Origin of the sequence: Novilysobacter longmucuonensis (assembly GCF_046600735.1) — a bacterium.
GTDB lineage: Bacteria > Pseudomonadota > Gammaproteobacteria > Xanthomonadales > Xanthomonadaceae > Novilysobacter_A > Novilysobacter_A longmucuonensis.
Genome location: NZ_JBJMAW010000002.1, coordinates 64,527 through 83,004, shown reverse-complemented (window position 1 = coordinate 83,004; position 18,478 = coordinate 64,527). Strand labels below are relative to the sequence as shown.

The following is an 18,478-nucleotide window of genomic DNA, read 5'->3' as shown; positions in this document are numbered from 1 at the left end:
CCGCGCCCGCTCGCCGCGACCACCGCTGGCGCGCTTGTCGCGTCGTCACATCCCTGTGCCGAGGCGCCGTTCCGATGGAGTACTCCTGACATGGGTATTACCGAGAAAATCTCGGGGTTGATGCACAACCCGTTGCCGGAAGGGCGGCTTGACGACATCCTGCGCCCGGAAGGCGACAACCCGCTGCTGCAGCAGGGTTTCGTCACCACCAACCTGGACACGCTGTGGAACTGGGCGCGCACCGGGTCGATGTGGCCGATGACGTTTGGCCTGGCCTGCTGCGCGGTCGAGATGATGCACGCCGGCGCGTCGCGCCTGGACCTGGACCGCTACGGCGTGGTGTTCCGTCCGTCGCCGCGCCAGTCCGACGTGATGATCGTGGCCGGCACGCTGGTTAACAAGATGGCGCCGGCGCTGCGCAAGGTTTACGACCAGATGCCCGACCCGAAGTGGGTGATCTCGATGGGCAGCTGCGCCAACGGCGGCGGCTACTACCACTACTCCTATGCGGTGGTCCGCGGCTGCGATCGCATCGTGCCGGTCGACATCTACGTGCCGGGCTGCCCGCCGACCGCTGAAGCGCTGGTCTACGGCATCCTGCAGTTGCAGAAGAAAATCCGCCGCGGCACCAACTTCGGCGACAACAAGCAGGGCATGCGCGGATGAGCGACGCCGTGATCAATTTCGCCGAGCGCCTGCGCGAGCGGTTCTCGACCGGCATGTCGGGCGATGCGCTGGTCACAGTGGCCGAGCCGCGCGGCGAGGTCACGCTCGACGTGTCGCCGGCCGACTGGCTGGCCGCCGCGCGCGCGTTGCGCGACGAGTTCGGTTTCGAGCAGCTGGTCGATGTCAGTGGCGTGGACTACCTGAGCTACGGCAGCGACGAGTGGGACACCGACGTGTCCTCGGAGGGTTTCTCGCGCGGTGTCGAAGGGCAGGGCGCCGGCCGCTTCGCCTGGGGCGAACAGCCCAACGGCGCGGCGGATCTGCCCGAGCACCGCTTTGCTGCGGTCGCGCACCTGTTGTCATACCAGCACAACCAGCGCCTGCGCCTGCGCACCTTCGCCGACAACGACGACCTGCCGGTGGTGGACTCGCTGACCTCGATCTGGGCCGGCGCCAACTGGTTCGAGCGCGAGGCGTTCGACCTGTTCGGCATCATCTTCGACGGCCACCCGGACCTGCGCCGCATCCTCACCGACTATGGCTTCGTCGGCCACCCGTTCCGCAAGGACTTCCCGCTGATCGGCAACGTCGAGGTGCGCTACGACGCCGAGAAGCAACGCGTGATCTATCAGCCGGTCTCGATCGAGCCGCGCGTGCTGGTGCCGCGGGTGATCCGCGACGACGCGCGCTACCAGACGGCAGTGGGCGAATCCGCGCAGCGCCGTGAGGTGAAGAAGTGATGGCGATTCGTCGAGCGGGTCCCGGGTCCCCGGTCCCGGCCTTTGCGGGAGGTGCCGCATGAGCGCGCAAGTCTCCGGCACCTCCGGTCTCAACAACGCCGAGATCCGCAACTACACGCTGAACTTCGGCCCGCAGCATCCGGCCGCGCACGGCGTGTTGCGCCTGATCCTGGAAATGGACGGCGAAACCGTGCATCGCGCCGATCCGCACATCGGCCTGCTGCACCGTGGCACCGAAAAATTGTGCGAGTCCAAGCCGTTCAACCAGTCGATCGGCTACATGGATCGTCTGGACTACGTCTCGATGATGTGTAACGAGCATGCCTATGTGCGTGCGATCGAGACGCTGATGGGGATCGAGGCGCCGGAGCGGGCGCAATGGATCCGCACGATGTTCGACGAGATCACCCGCATCCTGAACCACCTGATGTGGGTCGGCTCCAATGCGCTCGACCTCGGTGCGATGGCGGTGTTCCTGTACGCCTTCCGCGAGCGCGAGGAGTTGATGGACTGCTACGAGGCGGTCAGTGGCGCGCGCATGCACGCGACCTATTACCGCCCCGGCGGCGTGTACCGCGATCTGCCCGCGCAGATGATCAAGTACCGCGAGTCGCCGTGGCGCAAGGGCGCGACGCTCAAGCGTTTCAACGAGTGGCGCGAGGGCTCGCTGCTGGACTACCTGGACGCGTTCTGCAACGACTTCCCCAGCCGTATCGACGAATACGAGACGCTGCTCACCGACAACCGCATCTGGAAGCAGCGCACCGTCGGCGTCGGCGTGATCACCCCGGAGCAGGCCTACGCCTGGGGCATGACCGGGCCGATGATCCGCGGCTCCGGCATTGCCTGGGACCTGCGCAAGAAGCAGCCGTATGCACGCTACGACGCGGTGGACTTCGACATTCCGGTCGGCACCAACGGCGACTGCTACGACCGCTACCTGGTACGCATGGCCGAGATGCGCGAGTCCAACCGCATCGTCCAGCAGTGCGTGAAGTGGCTGAAGGCCAACCCCGGCCCGGTGATGATCGACAACTACAAGGTCGCGCCTCCTTCCCGCGAGGAGATGAAGGACGACATGGAAGCGCTGATCCACCACTTCAAGCTGTTCACCGAGGGCTACTGCGTGCCGGCCGGCGAGACCTATGCCGCGGTCGAAGCGCCCAAGGGCGAATTCGCCTGTTACCTGATCTCCGACGGTGCCAACAAGCCATTCCGCTGCAAGCTGCGGGCGCCGGGCTTCGCGCATCTGTCCTCGATGGACGAGATCGTCAAAGGTCACATGCTGGCCGACGTGGTGGCGATGATCGGCACCTATGACGTCGTGTTCGGCGAGATCGACCGATGAGGATGTCTACTGCAGCGGGACCCGGGACCCGGGACCCGGGACCCGGAAAGGCAGCGCGTCCCGCTATTGATTTCTCTCGGGTCCCCGGTCCCCGCTCCCCGGCCCCCGATAAAGCAGCGAGTCCCGCTTTTGATTTCCCCCGGGTCCCCGATCCCGGGTCCCCGGTCCCGGAAGAACAAGCATGAAAGCAACCGGAAATTTCGAGTCCTGCCAGCATGTCGACCCGCTGGTTGCGTTGAACGACGCGACCCGTGCGCACATCGATCATTGGGTGGCCAAGTTCCCGCCGGACCGCAAGCGCTCGGCCGTGCTGCAGGGCCTGCACGCCGCGCAGGAGCAGAACGGCGGCTGGCTGTCGGACGAGCTGATCGCCGCGGTCGCCAGGTACCTGAGCCTGCCGCCGGTGTGGGCGTACGAGGTGGCCAGCTTCTACTCGATGTTCGAGACCGAGCAGGTCGGGCGGCACAATGTCGCGTTCTGCACCAACATCAGCTGCTGGCTCAATGGCGCCGAGGAGCTGGTCGCGCATGCCGAATCGAAGCTCGGTTGCAAGCTCGGCCAGTCCACCAGCGACGGCCGCGTGTTCCTCAAGCGCGAGGAAGAGTGCCTGGCGGCGTGCTGCGGCGCGCCGGTGGTTGTCATCAACGGTCATTACCACGAGAAGCTCGACGCGGCGCAGGTCGACGAGCTGCTGGACGGCCTGAAGTGAGGCGGCTCCGCGCCCCTGGATTTTGTAGGAGCCGCTTCAGCCGCGAAGCCCGGTTTCCGGAACCTGCAGTCGCGGCTGAAGCCGCTCCTACGGACATGTGACGAGACGACATGGCGCATCACGACTATTCGCAAGGTTACGGCCCCGTCGGTCCCGCACCGGCCGAGCACAGCGTCGTCTACACGACGCTGCACTTCGACATGCCGTGGTCCTACGACAACTACCTCAAGACCGGTGGCTACAGCGCCTGGCGCAGGATACTGACCGAGAAGATCCCGCCGGCCGACGTTATCGAGATGGTCAAGCAGTCCGGTCTGCGCGGACGCGGCGGCGCAGGCTTTCCGACCGGCCTGAAGTGGAGCTTCATGCCGAAGGGCTCGGGCACCCAGAAGTACATCCTGTGCAACTCCGACGAGTCCGAGCCGGGTACGGCAAAGGACCGCGACATCCTGCGCTACAACCCGCATGCGGTGATCGAGGGCATGGCGATCGCCTGCTATGCGACCGGCTCCACCGTGGCCTACAACTACCTGCGCGGCGAGTTCCACCACGAGCCATTCGAGCATCTGGAAGCGGCGCTGGCCGAGGCCCACCAGCACGGCTGGCTCGGCAGCAACATCCTGGACTCGGGCGTCGATGTGGACATGCACAACGTGCTGGGCGCCGGCGCCTACATCTGCGGCGAAGAGACCGCGCTGATGGAATCGCTGGAGGGCAAGAAGGGCCAGCCGCGCTTCAAGCCGCCGTTCCCGGCCAACTTCGGCCTGTTTGGCAAGCCGACCACGATCAACAACACCGAGACCTATGCCTCGGTGCCGGCGATCATCCGCAACGGCTCCGAATGGTTCCTCAATCTGGGCAAGCCCAACAACGGCGGGCCGAAGGTGTTTTCCGTCTCGGGCCACGTTGCCAAGCCCGGCAACTACGAAGTCCGCCTGGGCACCCCGTTCGCCGATCTGCTGGAATTGGCCGGCGGCATGCGCAACGGCGCGAAGCTCAAGGCGGTGATTCCGGGCGGCTCCTCGATGCCGGTGCTGCCGGGCGAGACCATGATGTCGCTGACGATGGACTACGACTCGATCCAGAAGGCCGGCTCCGGCCTCGGCTCCGGTGCGGTCATCGTCATGGACGAGGCCACCTGCATGGTGCGCGCCTGCCAGCGCATCGCGCGTTTCTACTTCAAGGAAAGCTGCGGCCAGTGCACCCCCTGCCGCGAGGGCACCGGCTGGATGTACCGCATGCTGACCCGCATCGTTCAGGGCCAGGCCACGGTTGCCGACCTGGACATGCTCAAGGCCTCCGCCGGGCAGATTGAAGGCCACACCATCTGCGCCTTCGGCGAAGCCGCCGCGTGGCCGGTGCAGGGCTTCCTGCGCCACTATTGGAGCGAGTTCGAATACGCGATCGTGCACAAGCGCTTCCTGGTCGATGACCAGGCCGCCGGCAACGTGCGGGAGGCGGCATGAACGCGTGGATGGGGCCGGGACCCGGGACCCGGGACCTGGGACCCGGAAAAGCCGAAGCCCATAGCCCTGTCATACCGAACGCAGTGAGGAATCTGCTTTTGGCTTCACGGTCACAAATGAACAGCAGATCCCTCACTCCATTCGCGCTGACAGCCTTTGCTTTTTCCCGGGTCCCGGGTCCCGGGTCCTGGGTCCCGAGGTGTCGCCCATGAGCACCGAAGCGGTGAACGCACCTGCTGCCCCGGTAGTGCCGGAAGGCCACGTCGCCATCGAGATCGACGGCGTGCCGCTGACTGCGCCCAAGGGCTCGATGATCATCCAGGCCGCCGACAAGGCCGGCATCGCGATTCCACGTTTCTGCTACCACGACAAGATGTCGATCGCGGCCAATTGCCGCATGTGCCTGGTCGAGGTCGAGAAGATGGGCAAGCCTGCGCCGGCCTGCGCCACGCCGGTGATGGACGGCATGAAGGTCGTCACGCGCAGCGACAAGGCCTTGAAGTCGCAGCGCAATGTGATGGAGTTCCTGCTGATCAACCATCCGCTGGACTGCCCGATCTGCGACCAGGGCGGCGAGTGCGAGTTGCAGGACCTCGCGCTCGGCTATGGCCGCTCGGTCAGCCGTTTCGCCGAACGCAAGCGCGTGGTGCCCGACGAGGACCTCGGGCCGCTGGTCGCCACCGAGATGACCCGCTGTATCCAGTGCACGCGCTGCGTGCGCTTCACCGCGGAGATCGCCGGCACCTACGAGCTCGGTGGCATGTACCGCGGCGAAAACCTCCAGATCGGCACCTACGACGGGAAACCGCTCACCACCGAGTTGTCGGGCAACGTGATCGACGTGTGCCCGGTCGGTGCGCTGACCGACAAGGTGTATCAGTTCAAGGCGCGCCCGTGGGAGCTGATCGCGCGCGAGTCGCTGGGCTACCACGATGCGCTCGGCAGCAATCTGTTCCATCACCTGCGCCGCGGCGAGGTACTGCGCAGCGTCCCGCGCGACAACGACGCGGTCAACGAATGCTGGCTGTCGGACCGCGACCGCTATTCGCACCAGGGCCTGTATGCCGATGACCGCGCGACCCGTCCGATGGTCAAGGACGCGGGCGAGTGGCGCGAGGCGAGTTGGGACCAGGCGCTGGCCCGGGCCGTGCAGATCCTGCGCGAGAACGGCGCCGACCAGCTCGGCATGCTGGTGCATCCGGCCACCTCGAACGAGGAGGGTGCATTGCTCGCGCGCCTGGCCGAGGCGCTGGGCACCGGCAATCTGGATCACCGCATCAGCCAGCATGACCTGTCCGACGCCGCGGTCGCGGAGGTCTTCGCGATGCCGGTCGCCGAGATCGAGCGTGCCGACGTGGTCGTCATCGTCGGGGCCGACCTGCGCCACGAGCTGCCGCTGGTCAACCAGCGCGTGCGCAAGGCGTGGATGCAGGGCGCCAAAGTGCACGTGATCAATCCGGTCGACTTCGACCGCACCTTCGATGTCGCCGACAAACGGATCGTGGCGCCGTCGCAGCTGGCTGCCGCGCTCGACGATGCCGCGTTGCGCGAGGCTGTCCAGGGCGGCGAGCGGGCGGTGGTGATCGTCGGTGCGCTGGCCGAGAATGGCGCGCACGCCGCGGCGGTCCGAAAGGCCGCCGCCGGTTTCGCGAGCGCCACCGGTGCCAAGCTGTGCCGTATCCCGCAGGGGGCCAATGCGGTCGGGCTGAGCGACTACGGCGTGCTGCCGGCGTCGCGCGACGCCCGCGCGATGCTTGCCGATGCGCGCTCGGCCTATGTCCTTTACGGCATCGAGCCGGGGCTGGACTTCGCCGATACGCCGACCGCGCTGAAGGCGCTGGATGGCGCGCAGGTGGTCGCGTTCAGCCACTTCGCGTGCCGCTCGACGCTGGCGGTGGCCGACGTGATCCTGCCGATCGGGCTGCTGCCGGAGATCGACGCCACCTTGACCAACCTGGACGGGCGCCAGCAGTCGGCGGTCGCGGCCGGCAAGCTGTACGAGGAAACCCGCGCCGGCTGGCGCGTATTGCGGGCGCTCGGCGGCGAACTGGCCGCGCCGGGGTTCGAGTTCACCGATTTCGCCGGCTTGCAGGCGAGCCTGAAAATGCGCGAGTTCACGCCGGTCGCCGGTCCTGCGGCCAACGCGGACGCAGACGGTCTGGAAGTCGTGGTCAGCACCGCGATCTACCGCAGCGACGCGGTGGTGCGCCGCGCGCCCGCGTTGCAGGCGCATCCGCTCAATCTTGCCCCGCGCGCGGTGGTCCACCCGGCCGATGCGCAGGCGCTGGGACTGGATGACGGTGCGGCCGGCAAGTTCGGCACCGGCGCCGGTACTGCGACCCTGCCGGTCGTAGTCAGTGACAAGGTCGCCCGGGGCACGGTGTGGATCGAGAGCGGCCACGGCGCAACCGCGCCACTGGGCGCGGGCCGCGTGCAGGCGGGGAGGGCATAAGCGATGTTTGATCCGTTCCGCGACTGGCTACTCTCGTTCGGCAATGCCGGTGCCGCCGCCTGGATCGTGCTGAAGATCCTCGCCATCACGATGCCGGTGATCGTCACCGTGGCGTTCTACGTGGTCTGGGAGCGCAAGCTGATCGGCTGGATGCACGTGCGTCGCGGGCCGATGTATGTCGGCATGGGCGTGCTGCAGGCATTCGCCGACGTGTTCAAGCTGCTGTTCAAGGAAGTGATCCAGCCGACCAAGGCCGAGCCGTTCCTGTACAAGCTGGCGCCGCTGCTGGCGCTGGCGCCGGCGTTCGCGGCGTGGGCGGTGGTGCCCTTCGACTACCAGGTGGTGCTGTCCAACGCCAATGCGGGCTTGCTGTACCTGCTGGCGATGACCTCGCTGGGCGTGTACGGCATCATCCTGGCCGGCTGGGCGTCAAACTCCAAGTACGCCTTCCTGGGTGCGATGCGCGCCGCCGCGCAGGTCGTCTCCTATGAGATCGCGATGGGCTTTGCGATGGTCGGCGTGATGGTCGCCGCCGGCAGTCTCAACCTGACCCAGATCGTGATGGCGCAGTCCGGCAACGCCGGTGCACTGGAGTGGTTCTGGCTGCCGCTGTTGCCGCTGTTCGTGATCTATTTCATCTCCGGCGTGGCCGAGACCAACCGCGCCCCGTTCGACGTGGTCGAGGGTGAGTCGGAGATCGTGGCCGGCCATATGGTCGAGTATTCGGGCTCGGCGTTCGCGCTGTTCTTTTTGGCCGAATACGCCAACATGATCCTGATCAGTTTCCTCGCCGCGATCTTCTTTGTCGGCGGCTGGCTCAGCCCATTCCAGGGCCTCGGCATCCCGCTGTTGTCGGTCGACGGCTGGTGGTGGCTGTTCATCAAGGTGTTCTTCTTCGCCAGCTTCTACATCTGGTTCCGTGCCTCGTTTCCGCGCTACCGCTACGACCAGATCATGCGGCTGGGCTGGAAGGTCTTCATACCGATCGCCATCGCCTGGATCGTCATCGTGGCAATGATGGCGTACCACGACGTGTTCCTGCCGGGGCAATGAGAACGACATGACGCGCATCCGGAATTCAAAAGTGGTGTCCTATTTCAAGAGCCTGTTGCTGATCGAGCTGCTGCAGGGGCTGGGCGTCACGCTCAAGTACCTGTTCAAGCCGAAGTACACGCTGATGTACCCGATGGAGAAGACGCCGCAGTCGCCGCGCTTCCGAGGCATCCACGCGCTGCGCCGCTATCCCAATGGCGAGGAGCGCTGCATCGCCTGCAAGCTGTGCGAAGCGGTGTGCCCGGCGCTGGCGATCACCATCGACTCGGAAAAGCGCGCCGACGGTTCGCGCCGCACCACGCGCTACGACATCGATCTGTTCAAGTGCATCTACTGCGGCTTCTGCGAGGAGTCGTGCCCGGTCGATTCGATCGTGGAAACCCACATCCACGAGTACCACTTCGACCAGCGCGGACAGAACGTCGTCACCAAGCCGCAGCTGCTGGCGATCGGCGACCGGCTCGAGACCGAGCTGGCCGAGCGCCGCGCCGCCGACGCGCCCTACCGCTGAGTGCCCGCCATGGATTTCGTAACAATCGCCTTCCTGATCTTCGCCGCTGCGGCCATTGCCGCCGCGGTCGGCGTGATCAGCGTCAAGAACCCGGTGCACGCGGCGCTGTTCCTGGTGCTGACGTTCTTCTCGGTCGCCTGCGTGTGGATCATCGCCGGTGCCGAGTTCCTCGGTGTCGCGCTGATCCTGGTCTACGTCGGCGCGGTCATGGTGCTGTTCCTGTTCGTGGTGATGATGCTCGACATCGATGTCAAGCCGTTGCGCGAGGGCTACGTGCGCTACCTGCCGCTGGGCCTGCTGGTCGCGGTGGTGATGCTGGTCGAGATACTGGTGCTGATCGGGGTCAAGGCGCAGATGTCGGTGCCGCTGGGCCCCGACGCGGCCGAGCTCGAGAACGTCTCCAACACGGTGTGGATCGCGCGCGCGCTGTTCACCACCTACCTGCTGCCGTTCGAGGTCGCCGCGGTGATCCTGACCGTGGCGGTGATTGCCGCAGTGATGCTGACCCTGCGTCGGCGCGAGGGCGCCAAGCGGCAGAACCCGGGCGACCAGGCGCGCGTGCGCGCCGGTGACCGGTTGAGAATGGTCCAGATGGACGCGGTCAAGCCGGCGCCACGTCAGGCCGAAGCCACGCCCAGGGATGCAGGCACGACGGACGCGAACAGGGGGGAGGGCAAGTAATGGACATGCTCACAAGCGGCCTGACCCTCGGCCATTTCCTTTTCCTCGGCGCCGCGCTGTTCTGCATCAGTGTCGCCGGCATCTTTCTCAACCGCCGCAACGTGATCATCCTGCTGATGTCGCTCGAGCTGATGCTGCTGGCGGTCAACATCAACTTCATCGCGTTCTCGCGCCAGTTCGGCGATCCGGCCGGACAGGTGTTCGTGTTCTTCATCCTGACCGTGGCCGCGGCCGAGGCCGCCATCGGGCTGGCGATCCTGGTCACGCTGTTCCGCAACCGGCGCACGATCAATGTCGCCGAAATCGATTCGATGAAGGGTTAGGCGGAATGGGTTCGCGATTCGACAATCGATGCATGGAGCGCGGGACTCGGGACTCGGGACTCGGGACTCGGGTGAAGGCAACTGCACTGTCATCCCGAGCGCAGCGAGGGATCTGCTGTTCGCGTCACTCCGGCATAAAGCAGATCCCTCACTACGTTCGGGATGACAGCTTTTCGCTGTTCCCGAGTCCCGAGTCCCGAGTCCCGAGTCCCGACCTCCGGCAATCCCGACCGCGCAGAGGTCTTGCATGATTTCCCAGTCCGTCCTGCTCGCAATCGTGCTCGCGCCGCTGCTCGGCGCAATTCTGGCCGGTCTGTTCGGCCGCAGGATCGGCCGCGCCGGTGCGCATGGCGTCACCATCGCCGGCGTGGCGCTGAGCTGCGCGCTGTCGGCCTACGTGCTGTGGCAACTGGTCGGGCAGGGTGCCGCACCGTTCAACGAGAACATCTACACCTGGTTCCAGGTCGGCGGCTACGAGGCACACGTCGGCTTCATGGTCGACACGCTGACCGCGATGATGATGGTGGTGGTCACCTTCGTGTCCCTGCTGGTGCACATCTACACCATCGGCTACATGGCCGAGGACGACGGCTACCAGCGCTTCTTCAGTTACATCTCGCTGTTCACCTTCAGCATGCTGACGCTGGTGATGAGCAACAACTTCCTGCAGCTGTTCTTCGGCTGGGAGGCTGTGGGCCTGGTGTCGTACCTGCTGATCGGCTTCTGGTTCAAGAAGCCGACCGCGGTGTTCGCCAATCTCAAGGCGTTCCTGGTCAACCGCGTCGGTGATTTCGGCTTCCTGCTCGGCATCGCCGGCGTGCTGCTGATGTTCGGCTCGCTCGACTACGGGGTGGTGTTCGCCAATGCGCCCAATGTGCTGGGCGGCGCCACGGTCTCGATTTTGGCCGGGCATGAATGGTCGGTCGCCACGGTGATCTGCATCCTGTTGTTCATCGGGGCGATGGGCAAGTCGGCGCAGGTGCCGCTGCACGTCTGGCTGCCCGACTCGATGGAAGGCCCGACCCCGATCTCCGCGCTGATCCATGCCGCGACGATGGTCACCGCGGGCATCTTTATGGTCGCGCGCATGTCGCCGCTGTTCGAGCTGAGCCAGACCGCGCTGGACTTCGTGCTGTTCATCGGCGCGACCACGGCGCTATTCACCGGCCTGATCGGCATCGTGCAGAACGATATCAAGCGCGTGGTGGCGTATTCGACGCTGTCGCAGCTGGGCTACATGACCGTCGCACTGGGCGTGTCGGCGTACTCGGCCGCGGTGTTCCACCTGATGACCCACGCCTTCTTCAAGGCGCTGCTGTTCCTGGCCGCCGGCTCGGTGATCATCGGCATGCACCACGAGCAGGACATGCGCAAGATGGGCGGGTTGCGCAAGTACATGCCGGTCACCTACTGGACCAGCCTGATCGGCACGCTGGCGCTGGTCGGCACGCCATTCTTCAGTGGGTTCTATTCCAAGGACACGATCATCGAAGCCGCCGGCATCGCCGCCGAGCGCGGGGGCTGGATCGCGCACTACGCGCACTGGGCGGTGCTGCTGGGCGCCTTCGTGACGGCGTTCTACAGCTTCCGGCTGCTGTACATGACCTTCCACGGCAAGCCGCGCTTTGGCGATGTGCATGCGTCCGATGCGCACGGGCGCCATGGCGAGCACGGGCAGGAGACCCATCACGAGCCATTGCATGACGACGGCCATGGCCATCTCCACGACGATCACGCGCACCATGGCGGCGAGCCCAAAGAGTCGCCGTGGGTAGTCACGCTGCCGCTGATCCTGCTGGCGATCCCGTCGGTGCTGATCGGTTTCTTCACCGCCGGGCCGATGCTGTTTGGCACCGACTGGAGCGGCCATGTGGAGCAGCTGCCGTTCTTCCTGGGCGCCATCGACGTCGCCGCGGTGCGCGACCCGGTGTTGGCGCTGGCCAACGAGCTGTGGCACGGCCCGGTCGCGTTCGCGTTGCACGGCTTCGTCGCGCCGACGTTCTGGCTGGCGCTGGGCGGTTTCCTGCTGGCCACGGTGATGTACTGGTGGAAGCCGCACCTGGCAGCGAAGGCGCGCCATGCCTTCGCCTGGCCGGTGCGCGTGCTGGAGAACAAGTACGGCTTCGACGACTTGTGGATCGATGGCTTCGCCGGCGGCGGCGTACTGCTCGGCAGGGCCTCGCGCCTGTTCGACACGCACGTCATCGACGGCGCCGCGGTCAACGGCAGCGCCGGCGTGGTCGGCTTCGTCGCCCGCTTGACGCGCCGCGTGCAGTCCGGCTTCCTCTACCACTACGCCTTCGCGATGATCCTCGGCCTGATCGTGTTGTTGGCCGTGCTCATCCGCACTTTGAACTGACAGGGACCGCGACGTGATTCCCGAGCCCTTGAACGGCACTTCCCCCCTGCTTGGCCTGCCGATCCTCAGCCTGCTCATCTGGCTGCCGATCCTCGGCGGCTTCGCCACCCTCGCGTTCGGCAACGGACGCGCCAACGCCGCGCGCTGGTTCGCCACGCTGGTCGCCGCGGCGACGCTGCTGCTGTGCGTGCCGCTGCTGGCCGGGTTCGACATGGCCAGCGCGGCGATGCAGTTCGCCGAGAACCACGCCTGGGTCCCGGCCTACGACATCCGCTACAGCCTCGGCGCCGACGGTATCTCGGTGGCGCTGATCGGGCTGACCGCGCTGACCTCGGTGCTGGTGCTGATCAGTGCCTGGACCTCGATCGACAGGCGCGTCAGCCAGTACTACGCCGCATTCCTGATCCTCGAAGGGCTGATGATCGGCGTGTTCAGCGCGCTCGACGCGATGCTGTTCTTCGTGTTCTTCGAGGCCATGCTGATTCCGATGTTCATCATCATCGGCGTGTGGGGTGGCCCACGGCGCGTGTATGCATCGGTCAAGTTCTTCCTGTACACGTTCCTCGGCTCGGTGTTCATGCTGCTCGGGCTGATCTATCTGTACCTCAAGGGCGGCAGCTGGCAGCTGGCGGACCTGTACCAGTTGCAGCTCAGCGCCACCGAGCAGACCTGGATCTTCTTCGCGTTCCTGGCCGCGTTCGCGGTCAAGGTGCCGATGTTCCCGGTGCACACCTGGTTGCCGGATGCGCACGTCGAGGCACCGACCGCGGGTTCGGTGGTGCTGGCGGCGATCATGCTGAAGATCGGCGGCTACGGCTTCCTGCGCTTCACCCTGCCGATCGTGCCCGACGCCGGGCACGAGTGGGCGTGGCTGGTGATCGCGATGAGCCTGATCGCGGTGATCTACGTCGGCCTGGTCGCGCTGGTGCAGGAGGACATGAAGAAGCTGATCGCGTATTCGTCGATCGCGCACATGGGCTTCGTCACCCTGGGCACCTTCATCGCGTTCGGGCTGGTGCGCGACCACGGCCAGATGGACGCGGCGCGGCTGGGCCTGCAGGGCGCGATGGTGCAGATGATCAGCCACGGCTTCATTTCCGCGGCGATGTTCACCTGCGTCGGCGTCCTGTACGACCGCATGCACTCGCGCATGATCAAGGACTACGGCGGCGTCGCCAACGTGATGCCGTGGTTCGCCGCGTTGTTCGTGCTGTTCGCGATGGCCAATGCGGGCCTGCCGGGCACCTCGGGCTTCGTCGGCGAGTTCATGGTGATCCTGGCGAGCTTCCAGAAGCACCCGCTGATCGCGTTCGCCGCGGCGACCACGCTGATCATCGGCGCCGCCTACACGTTGTGGCTGGTCAAGCGGGTGATCTGGGGCGAAGTCGGCAACGCGCATGTCGCCGAGCTCAAGGACATCAACGCGCGCGAGACATTCGTGCTGGGTGTGTTCGCCGCCGGCGTGCTGCTGATCGGCCTGTGGCCCAAGCCACTGACCGACTTGATGGAGCCGTCGATTGCCAACCTGGCGCTGCAGATTGCCGGATCCAAGCTGTAGGTCGCGCCTTCGGCGCTGTGAGAAGTGAGAAGTGAGAAGTGAGTAGAAAGCAGCGGTCGTCTTTGACTGACCGTTTTACAGGCTGCGCAGCAGCCGACTGACAGCTTGCGCAGCAAGCGACTGACCTGCTCCGAAGAGATTCACAGATGATCATGCCCGTACGTTCCGCCGCCGAACTGATGCCATTGCTGCCCGAGCTGGTGCTGGTGGTCGGCGCTTTTGCGCTGCTGATGCTTGACCTGTTCCTGGATGAGCGTCGCCGCGTGATCACGCACCTGGCGTCGGTAGCGCTGCTGCTGGTCGCGGTGGCGCTGATCGCCAGCGGCGTCGGCGGGCAGGGCACGATCCTGGGCGGGATGTTCGTGCGCGACACCGCGGCGGACGTGCTGAAGGTCGGCATCGGCCTGGTCGCGGCGATATCGATGATTTACGCCTGGCCTTACCTGCGCGAGCGCGGCCTGTACAAGGGCGAGGTTTCGATCCTGATGCTGTTCGCGGTGCTCGGCATGATGCTCCTGGTCTCGGCCAACTCGCTGGTGATGGTCTATGTCGGCCTGGAGATGCTGGCGCTGTGCTCGTACGCGCTGGTGGTCACCGACCGCGACAGCCCGATCGCCTCGGAGGCGGGCATCAAGTATTTCGTGCTCGGCGCGCTCGCCTCGGGGTTGCTGCTGTACGGCATGTCGCTGGTCTACGGTGCGACCGGGTCGCTGGACCTGGCGACGATTGCGGCGGCCGCGCAGGCCGGCCCGACCTCCACGATGCTGGTCACCGGGGTGGTGTTCATGGTCGCGGGCATCGCGTTCAAGTTTGGTGCCGCGCCGTTCCACATGTGGCTGCCCGACGTCTACCACGGCGCCCCGACCGCGATCACCATCTTCATCGCCGCCGCGCCGAGCCTGGCTTCGTTCGGCATGGCCTACCGCCTGCTGGAGTCGGCCGCCGGTCCGCTGGATGATCACTGGCGCATGATGCTCGCCGGGCTGGCGGTGATCTCGCTGGTGATCGGCAACCTTGGCGCGCTGATGCAGGACAACCTCAAGCGCCTGCTGGCGTACTCGAGCATCTCGCATGTCGGCTTCCTGTTCATGGGGCTGGCCGGGGGCAGTGCGCAGGGTTTCTCCGCGGCGATGTTCTATTCGCTGACGTACGCACTGAGCACCGCCGCGGCCTTCGGCGCGATCGTGGTGTTCTCGCGCAAGGGCTTCGAGGCCGACCGGGTGGAGGACTTCAACGGCCTCAACGCGCGCAGCCCGTGGCTGGCCGGGCTGGTGCTGTGCATCATGGCCTCGCTCGCCGGCGTGCCGCCGTTCCTGGGCTTCTGGGCGAAGCTGGCGGTGCTGCGTGCCGCGCTCGACGGGGGCATGCTGTGGCTGGCGGTGGTCGGCGTGGTGTTCACCGTGATCGGCGCGTTCTACTACCTGCGCGTGATCAAGGCGATGTACTTCGACGAGCCCGCAGGCGACGTGCCGGCGCCGAGCGCCGATCGCCCGCTGCGCATCACCTTCGGCGTCAATGCGCTCGCGCTGCTGGCGCTGGGCTTTGCCTGGAGCCCGATCATGGCCTGGTGCCAGCGCGCCTTCGCGTAGGTCGCTCGCTGCGCTCGCTGTAAGTCGGCCGCTGCGCGGCCTGCGAGTGCGTAGGTTGGGCACGATTTTGTGCCCACCGCCCGGTGGTCGCAACGGTGGGCGCGGACCGCGTGCCCACCCTACGAGTCTTTTGTAGGAGCGGCTTCAGCCGCGATCGGATGCATGGTTGCTCGTCCAATTTCAGATCGCGGCTGAAGCTGCTCCTACGGTTCGCAGCTCAGGGGACGTGCGGCGCTCTGGTCATATGCAAAAAAAGCGCGTTCAGGCTTGCGCGAATCCGAGACCGCCGTTATCATGATCGGCCTGATGCGGGGTGGAGCAGTCTGGCAGCTCGTCGGGCTCATAACCCGAAGGTCGCAGGTTCAAATCCTGCCCCCGCTACCATGCTTCGGCAAAGGCGTCGCGCACTTCCGGCGATACCGCTGAAAGCCTCTCACGAGGCTTTCTTTTTTTGCCGGCGTGTCTCGCCAGAGACAGGGCTTGGTGATCGCGCTCTGCTCGCGCGGTCACGCCGAAATCCAGCAGTACCGGACAAGGGGCCCATCGGGCCCTTTGTCGTTTCCGCAGGGGGCGGTTCAAGTATTGGGTGTCGGGGTCTGTTCCGAGGCTGCTCAGGACCAAGGCGCAATTGCGACAGAACTACGGCAGGACCAGGACCTTAGGGCCGCAACCACCGCAAGGAGTTTCGAGCGAGTGACGGACAAAGCTACCGAGATTGCCCAACTGCTGACCCCGACGGTGACGTCGCTGGGCGTCGAGCTGCTGGGCGCGGAGTACTTGCCGTCTCCGGGCGGTGCGGTGCTGCGGCTGTACATCGACGTACCCGCCGCCGCCGAGCCCTCGGGCGAGGCGCCCAACGCTGACGTCAAGCCCTCGGGCGAGGCGTCCGAGGCAGACATCGAGCCCTCGGGCGACGCGCCCGACGCCAACGTCGAGCCGCGCTCGGTCTCGATCGAGGACTGCGAGGCAGTCAGTCGCGAGGTGTCGGCGCTGCTCGACGTCGAGGACCCGATCAGCGGCAACTACACGCTGGAGGTGTCGTCGCCGGGCATCGACCGTCCGTTGTTCACGCTCGGGCATTTCCAGCGTTTTCTGGGCGAGTCGGCCAAGGTCACGCTGAAGCTGCCGCAGGATGGCCGTCGCCGCCTGCAGGGCAAGATCGCGAGGATCGAAGGCAGCGCGATCACGTTCCTGGTCGACGGCAACGAGTTTGTTGCCGAGGCCGACAACATCGACAAGGCGCGGCTGATCCCCGATTGGGCCGCGCTCGGACTGGCGTCGACCAAGCCTGGCAAGGCTGGCCAGACGCGTCCGAAGAACGACAAGCCGGCACGTCCCGAGCGGACCGGCGACAAGCAACCCGGGCATTCAGCCGGGAAGCCTTCAACCACAAAGCCCCCCACCAACAAGCCGGCGGCCGATAAGCCGACCCCGGCGGAGTAACGAGATGAGCAAGGAATTGTTGCTGGTCGTCGATGCGGTCGCGAACGAGAAAGGCGTCCCGCGCGAGGTGATCTTCGATGCGATCGAGGCTGCGCTGGCGTCGGCCGCGAAGAAGCGCTACCACGACGAGGACGTGCTGGTACGCGTCGCGATCGATCCCAAGGACGGCAGCTACGAGACGTTCCGCCGCATGGAGGTGGTCGCCGACGACGTGGTGATGGAGTCGCCCGACCGCCAGCTGCGCCTGATGGACGCGATCGACGAGGTCGAGGGCGTGGAGGTCGGCGACTTCATCGAGGAACAGATCGAAAACCCGGACTTCGGACGCATTGCCGCCCAGGCCGCCAAGCAGGTCATCGTGCAGCGGGTGCGCGAGGCCGAGCGCGCCCAGGTGATCGACCAGTGGAAGGACCGGGTCGGCGAGCTGGTCACCGGCATCGTCAAGCGCGTGGAGCGCGGCAACATCTACGTCGACCTGGGCGGCAACGCCGAGGCGATCATCTCCAAGGACCGGGGCATCCCGCGCGACGTGCTGCGCGCCGGCGACCGCGTCCGCGGTTACCTCTACGACGTGCGTCCCGAGCCGCGTGGCCCGCAGCTGTTCATCAGCCGCGCCGCGCCGGAATTCATGATGGAGCTGTTCAAGCTCGAAGTGCCGGAAGTCGGCCAGGGCCTGGTCTCCATCATGGGATGCGCGCGCGACCCCGGCGACCGCGCCAAGATCGCGGTGCTCGCCCACGACAACCGCACCGATCCGATCGGCGCCTGCATCGGCATGCGCGGCTCGCGCGTGCAGGCGGTGAGCAACGAGCTCAACGGCGAGCGGGTCGACATCGTGCTGTGGTCGGACAACCCGGCGCAGTTCGTGATCAACGCGATGGCACCGGCCGAGGTGCAGTCGATCGTGGTCGACGAAGACAAGCATTCGATGGATCTGGCGGTCGCCGAGGACCGCCTCGCGCAGGCGATCGGCAAGGGCGGCCAGAACGTGCGCCTGGCCAGCCGGCTGGCCGGCTGGCAGCTCAACGTGATGACCCAGGACCAGGTCACCGAGAAGTCGGATGCCGAGCAGGCCACCGCGCGCGCGCTGTTCATCGACAAGCTCGAAGTCGACGAGGAGATCGCCGACATCCTGGTGTCGGAAGGCTTCAGCACGGTCGAGGAAATCGCCTACGTGCCGGTCGGCGAGCTGCTCGCGGTCGAGGGCTTCGACGAGGACATCGTCGAGGAGCTGCGCGCACGTGCGCGTGACGCGTTGCTCAACCAGGCGCTGGCGGCCGAGGAGGAGCTCGACGAGCACCAGCCCTCCGAGGACCTGCTGTCGCTGGAAGGCATGGACGAGGCCACCGCCTACGCGCTAGCGGCGCGCGGCGTGGTCACCCGTGACGACCTGGCCGACCTCGCGGTCGACGAGATCGTCGATCTGGACGACGTCGACGAAGCACGCGCCGCCGCCCTGATCATGGAAGCGCGCAAGCACTGGTTCGAATAAAGGCAAATACGTCCGGACAGATCGGCTCTTGAATCCCGTTCAGGGCGCCAGCCGTTAGAATGCACCATTACGCGCGGGCCCCGGCCCA

At 66.1% G+C, this 18,478-nt stretch carries 15 protein-coding genes and 1 tRNA gene; all 16 read left to right on the top strand.

Translation table 11 applies throughout. From position 1 onward, the window contains the following. Positions 1-90 precede the first annotated feature (90 nt). The 16 genes from ACJQWM_RS02415 (at position 91) to nusA (ending at position 18,390) form a co-directional block, all read left to right on the top strand. Positions 91-666, top strand: a complete 576-nt coding sequence (locus ACJQWM_RS02415) for a NuoB/complex I 20 kDa subunit family protein (RefSeq protein WP_332703626.1) — start codon at positions 91-93, stop codon at positions 664-666. Continuing rightward, positions 663-1,406 (top strand): NADH-quinone oxidoreductase subunit C, encoded by a 744-nt coding sequence (locus ACJQWM_RS02410; protein ID WP_332703624.1) that lies wholly within the window; start codon positions 663-665, stop codon positions 1,404-1,406. Before ACJQWM_RS02415 ends, ACJQWM_RS02410 begins: the two co-directional genes overlap by 4 nt. 58 nt (positions 1,407-1,464) lie before the next feature. Beyond that, entirely contained in the window at positions 1,465-2,754 is a 1,290-nt protein-coding gene (locus ACJQWM_RS02405; protein ID WP_332703622.1) for an NADH-quinone oxidoreductase subunit D, read from the top strand. Positions 2,755-2,935: 181 nt separating this feature from the next. Further along, positions 2,936-3,463, top strand: coding sequence for an NADH-quinone oxidoreductase subunit NuoE (gene nuoE, locus ACJQWM_RS02400; RefSeq protein ID WP_332703620.1), 528 nt, complete (start codon positions 2,936-2,938; stop codon positions 3,461-3,463). A gap of 110 nt (positions 3,464-3,573) precedes the next feature. Then, the gene (gene nuoF, locus ACJQWM_RS02395; RefSeq protein ID WP_332703618.1) at positions 3,574-4,929 is read left to right on the top strand and encodes an NADH-quinone oxidoreductase subunit NuoF; all 1,356 of its coding nucleotides are present in this window, start codon (positions 3,574-3,576) and stop codon (positions 4,927-4,929) included. A gap of 208 nt (positions 4,930-5,137) precedes the next feature. Continuing rightward, positions 5,138-7,381 carry an NADH-quinone oxidoreductase subunit NuoG gene (gene nuoG / locus ACJQWM_RS02390; protein WP_332703616.1) on the top strand — a complete coding sequence of 748 codons (2,244 nt, stop codon included), beginning with the start codon at positions 5,138-5,140 and terminating at the stop codon, positions 7,379-7,381. A gap of 3 nt (positions 7,382-7,384) precedes the next feature. Further along, complete coding sequence (nuoH, locus tag ACJQWM_RS02385) at positions 7,385-8,434, top strand: NADH-quinone oxidoreductase subunit NuoH (protein WP_332703614.1); 1,050 nt, start codon at positions 7,385-7,387, stop codon at positions 8,432-8,434. Positions 8,435-8,441: 7 nt separating this feature from the next. Next, entirely contained in the window at positions 8,442-8,945 is a 504-nt protein-coding gene (nuoI, locus tag ACJQWM_RS02380; protein WP_332703612.1) for an NADH-quinone oxidoreductase subunit NuoI, read from the top strand. Positions 8,946-8,954: 9 nt separating this feature from the next. Next, positions 8,955-9,626, top strand: a complete 672-nt coding sequence (locus ACJQWM_RS02375) for an NADH-quinone oxidoreductase subunit J (RefSeq protein WP_332703610.1) — start codon at positions 8,955-8,957, stop codon at positions 9,624-9,626. 5 nt (positions 9,627-9,631) lie between these two features. Continuing rightward, positions 9,632-9,949 carry an NADH-quinone oxidoreductase subunit NuoK gene (gene nuoK / locus ACJQWM_RS02370; protein WP_332703662.1) on the top strand — a complete coding sequence of 106 codons (318 nt, stop codon included), beginning with the start codon at positions 9,632-9,634 and terminating at the stop codon, positions 9,947-9,949. Between the two features lie 247 nt (positions 9,950-10,196). Then, positions 10,197-12,308 (top strand): NADH-quinone oxidoreductase subunit L, encoded by a 2,112-nt coding sequence (gene nuoL, locus ACJQWM_RS02365; RefSeq protein ID WP_332703608.1) that lies wholly within the window; start codon positions 10,197-10,199, stop codon positions 12,306-12,308. Positions 12,309-12,354: 46 nt separating this feature from the next. Continuing rightward, complete coding sequence (locus ACJQWM_RS02360) at positions 12,355-13,866, top strand: NADH-quinone oxidoreductase subunit M (RefSeq protein ID WP_332703660.1); 1,512 nt, start codon at positions 12,355-12,357, stop codon at positions 13,864-13,866. A 146-nt stretch (positions 13,867-14,012) separates the two neighbouring features. Next, positions 14,013-15,455 (top strand): NADH-quinone oxidoreductase subunit NuoN, encoded by a 1,443-nt coding sequence (nuoN, locus tag ACJQWM_RS02355; RefSeq protein WP_332703606.1) that lies wholly within the window; start codon positions 14,013-14,015, stop codon positions 15,453-15,455. 307 nt (positions 15,456-15,762) lie between these two features. Further along, positions 15,763-15,839, top strand: a tRNA-Met gene (locus ACJQWM_RS02350). A gap of 309 nt (positions 15,840-16,148) precedes the next feature. Beyond that, positions 16,149-16,898 carry a ribosome maturation factor RimP gene (gene rimP, locus ACJQWM_RS02345; RefSeq protein WP_332703604.1) on the top strand — a complete coding sequence of 250 codons (750 nt, stop codon included), beginning with the start codon at positions 16,149-16,151 and terminating at the stop codon, positions 16,896-16,898. Between the two features lie 4 nt (positions 16,899-16,902). Next, positions 16,903-18,390 carry a transcription termination factor NusA gene (nusA, locus tag ACJQWM_RS02340; protein WP_332703602.1) on the top strand — a complete coding sequence of 496 codons (1,488 nt, stop codon included), beginning with the start codon at positions 16,903-16,905 and terminating at the stop codon, positions 18,388-18,390. Positions 18,391-18,478: the final 88 nt, after the last annotated feature.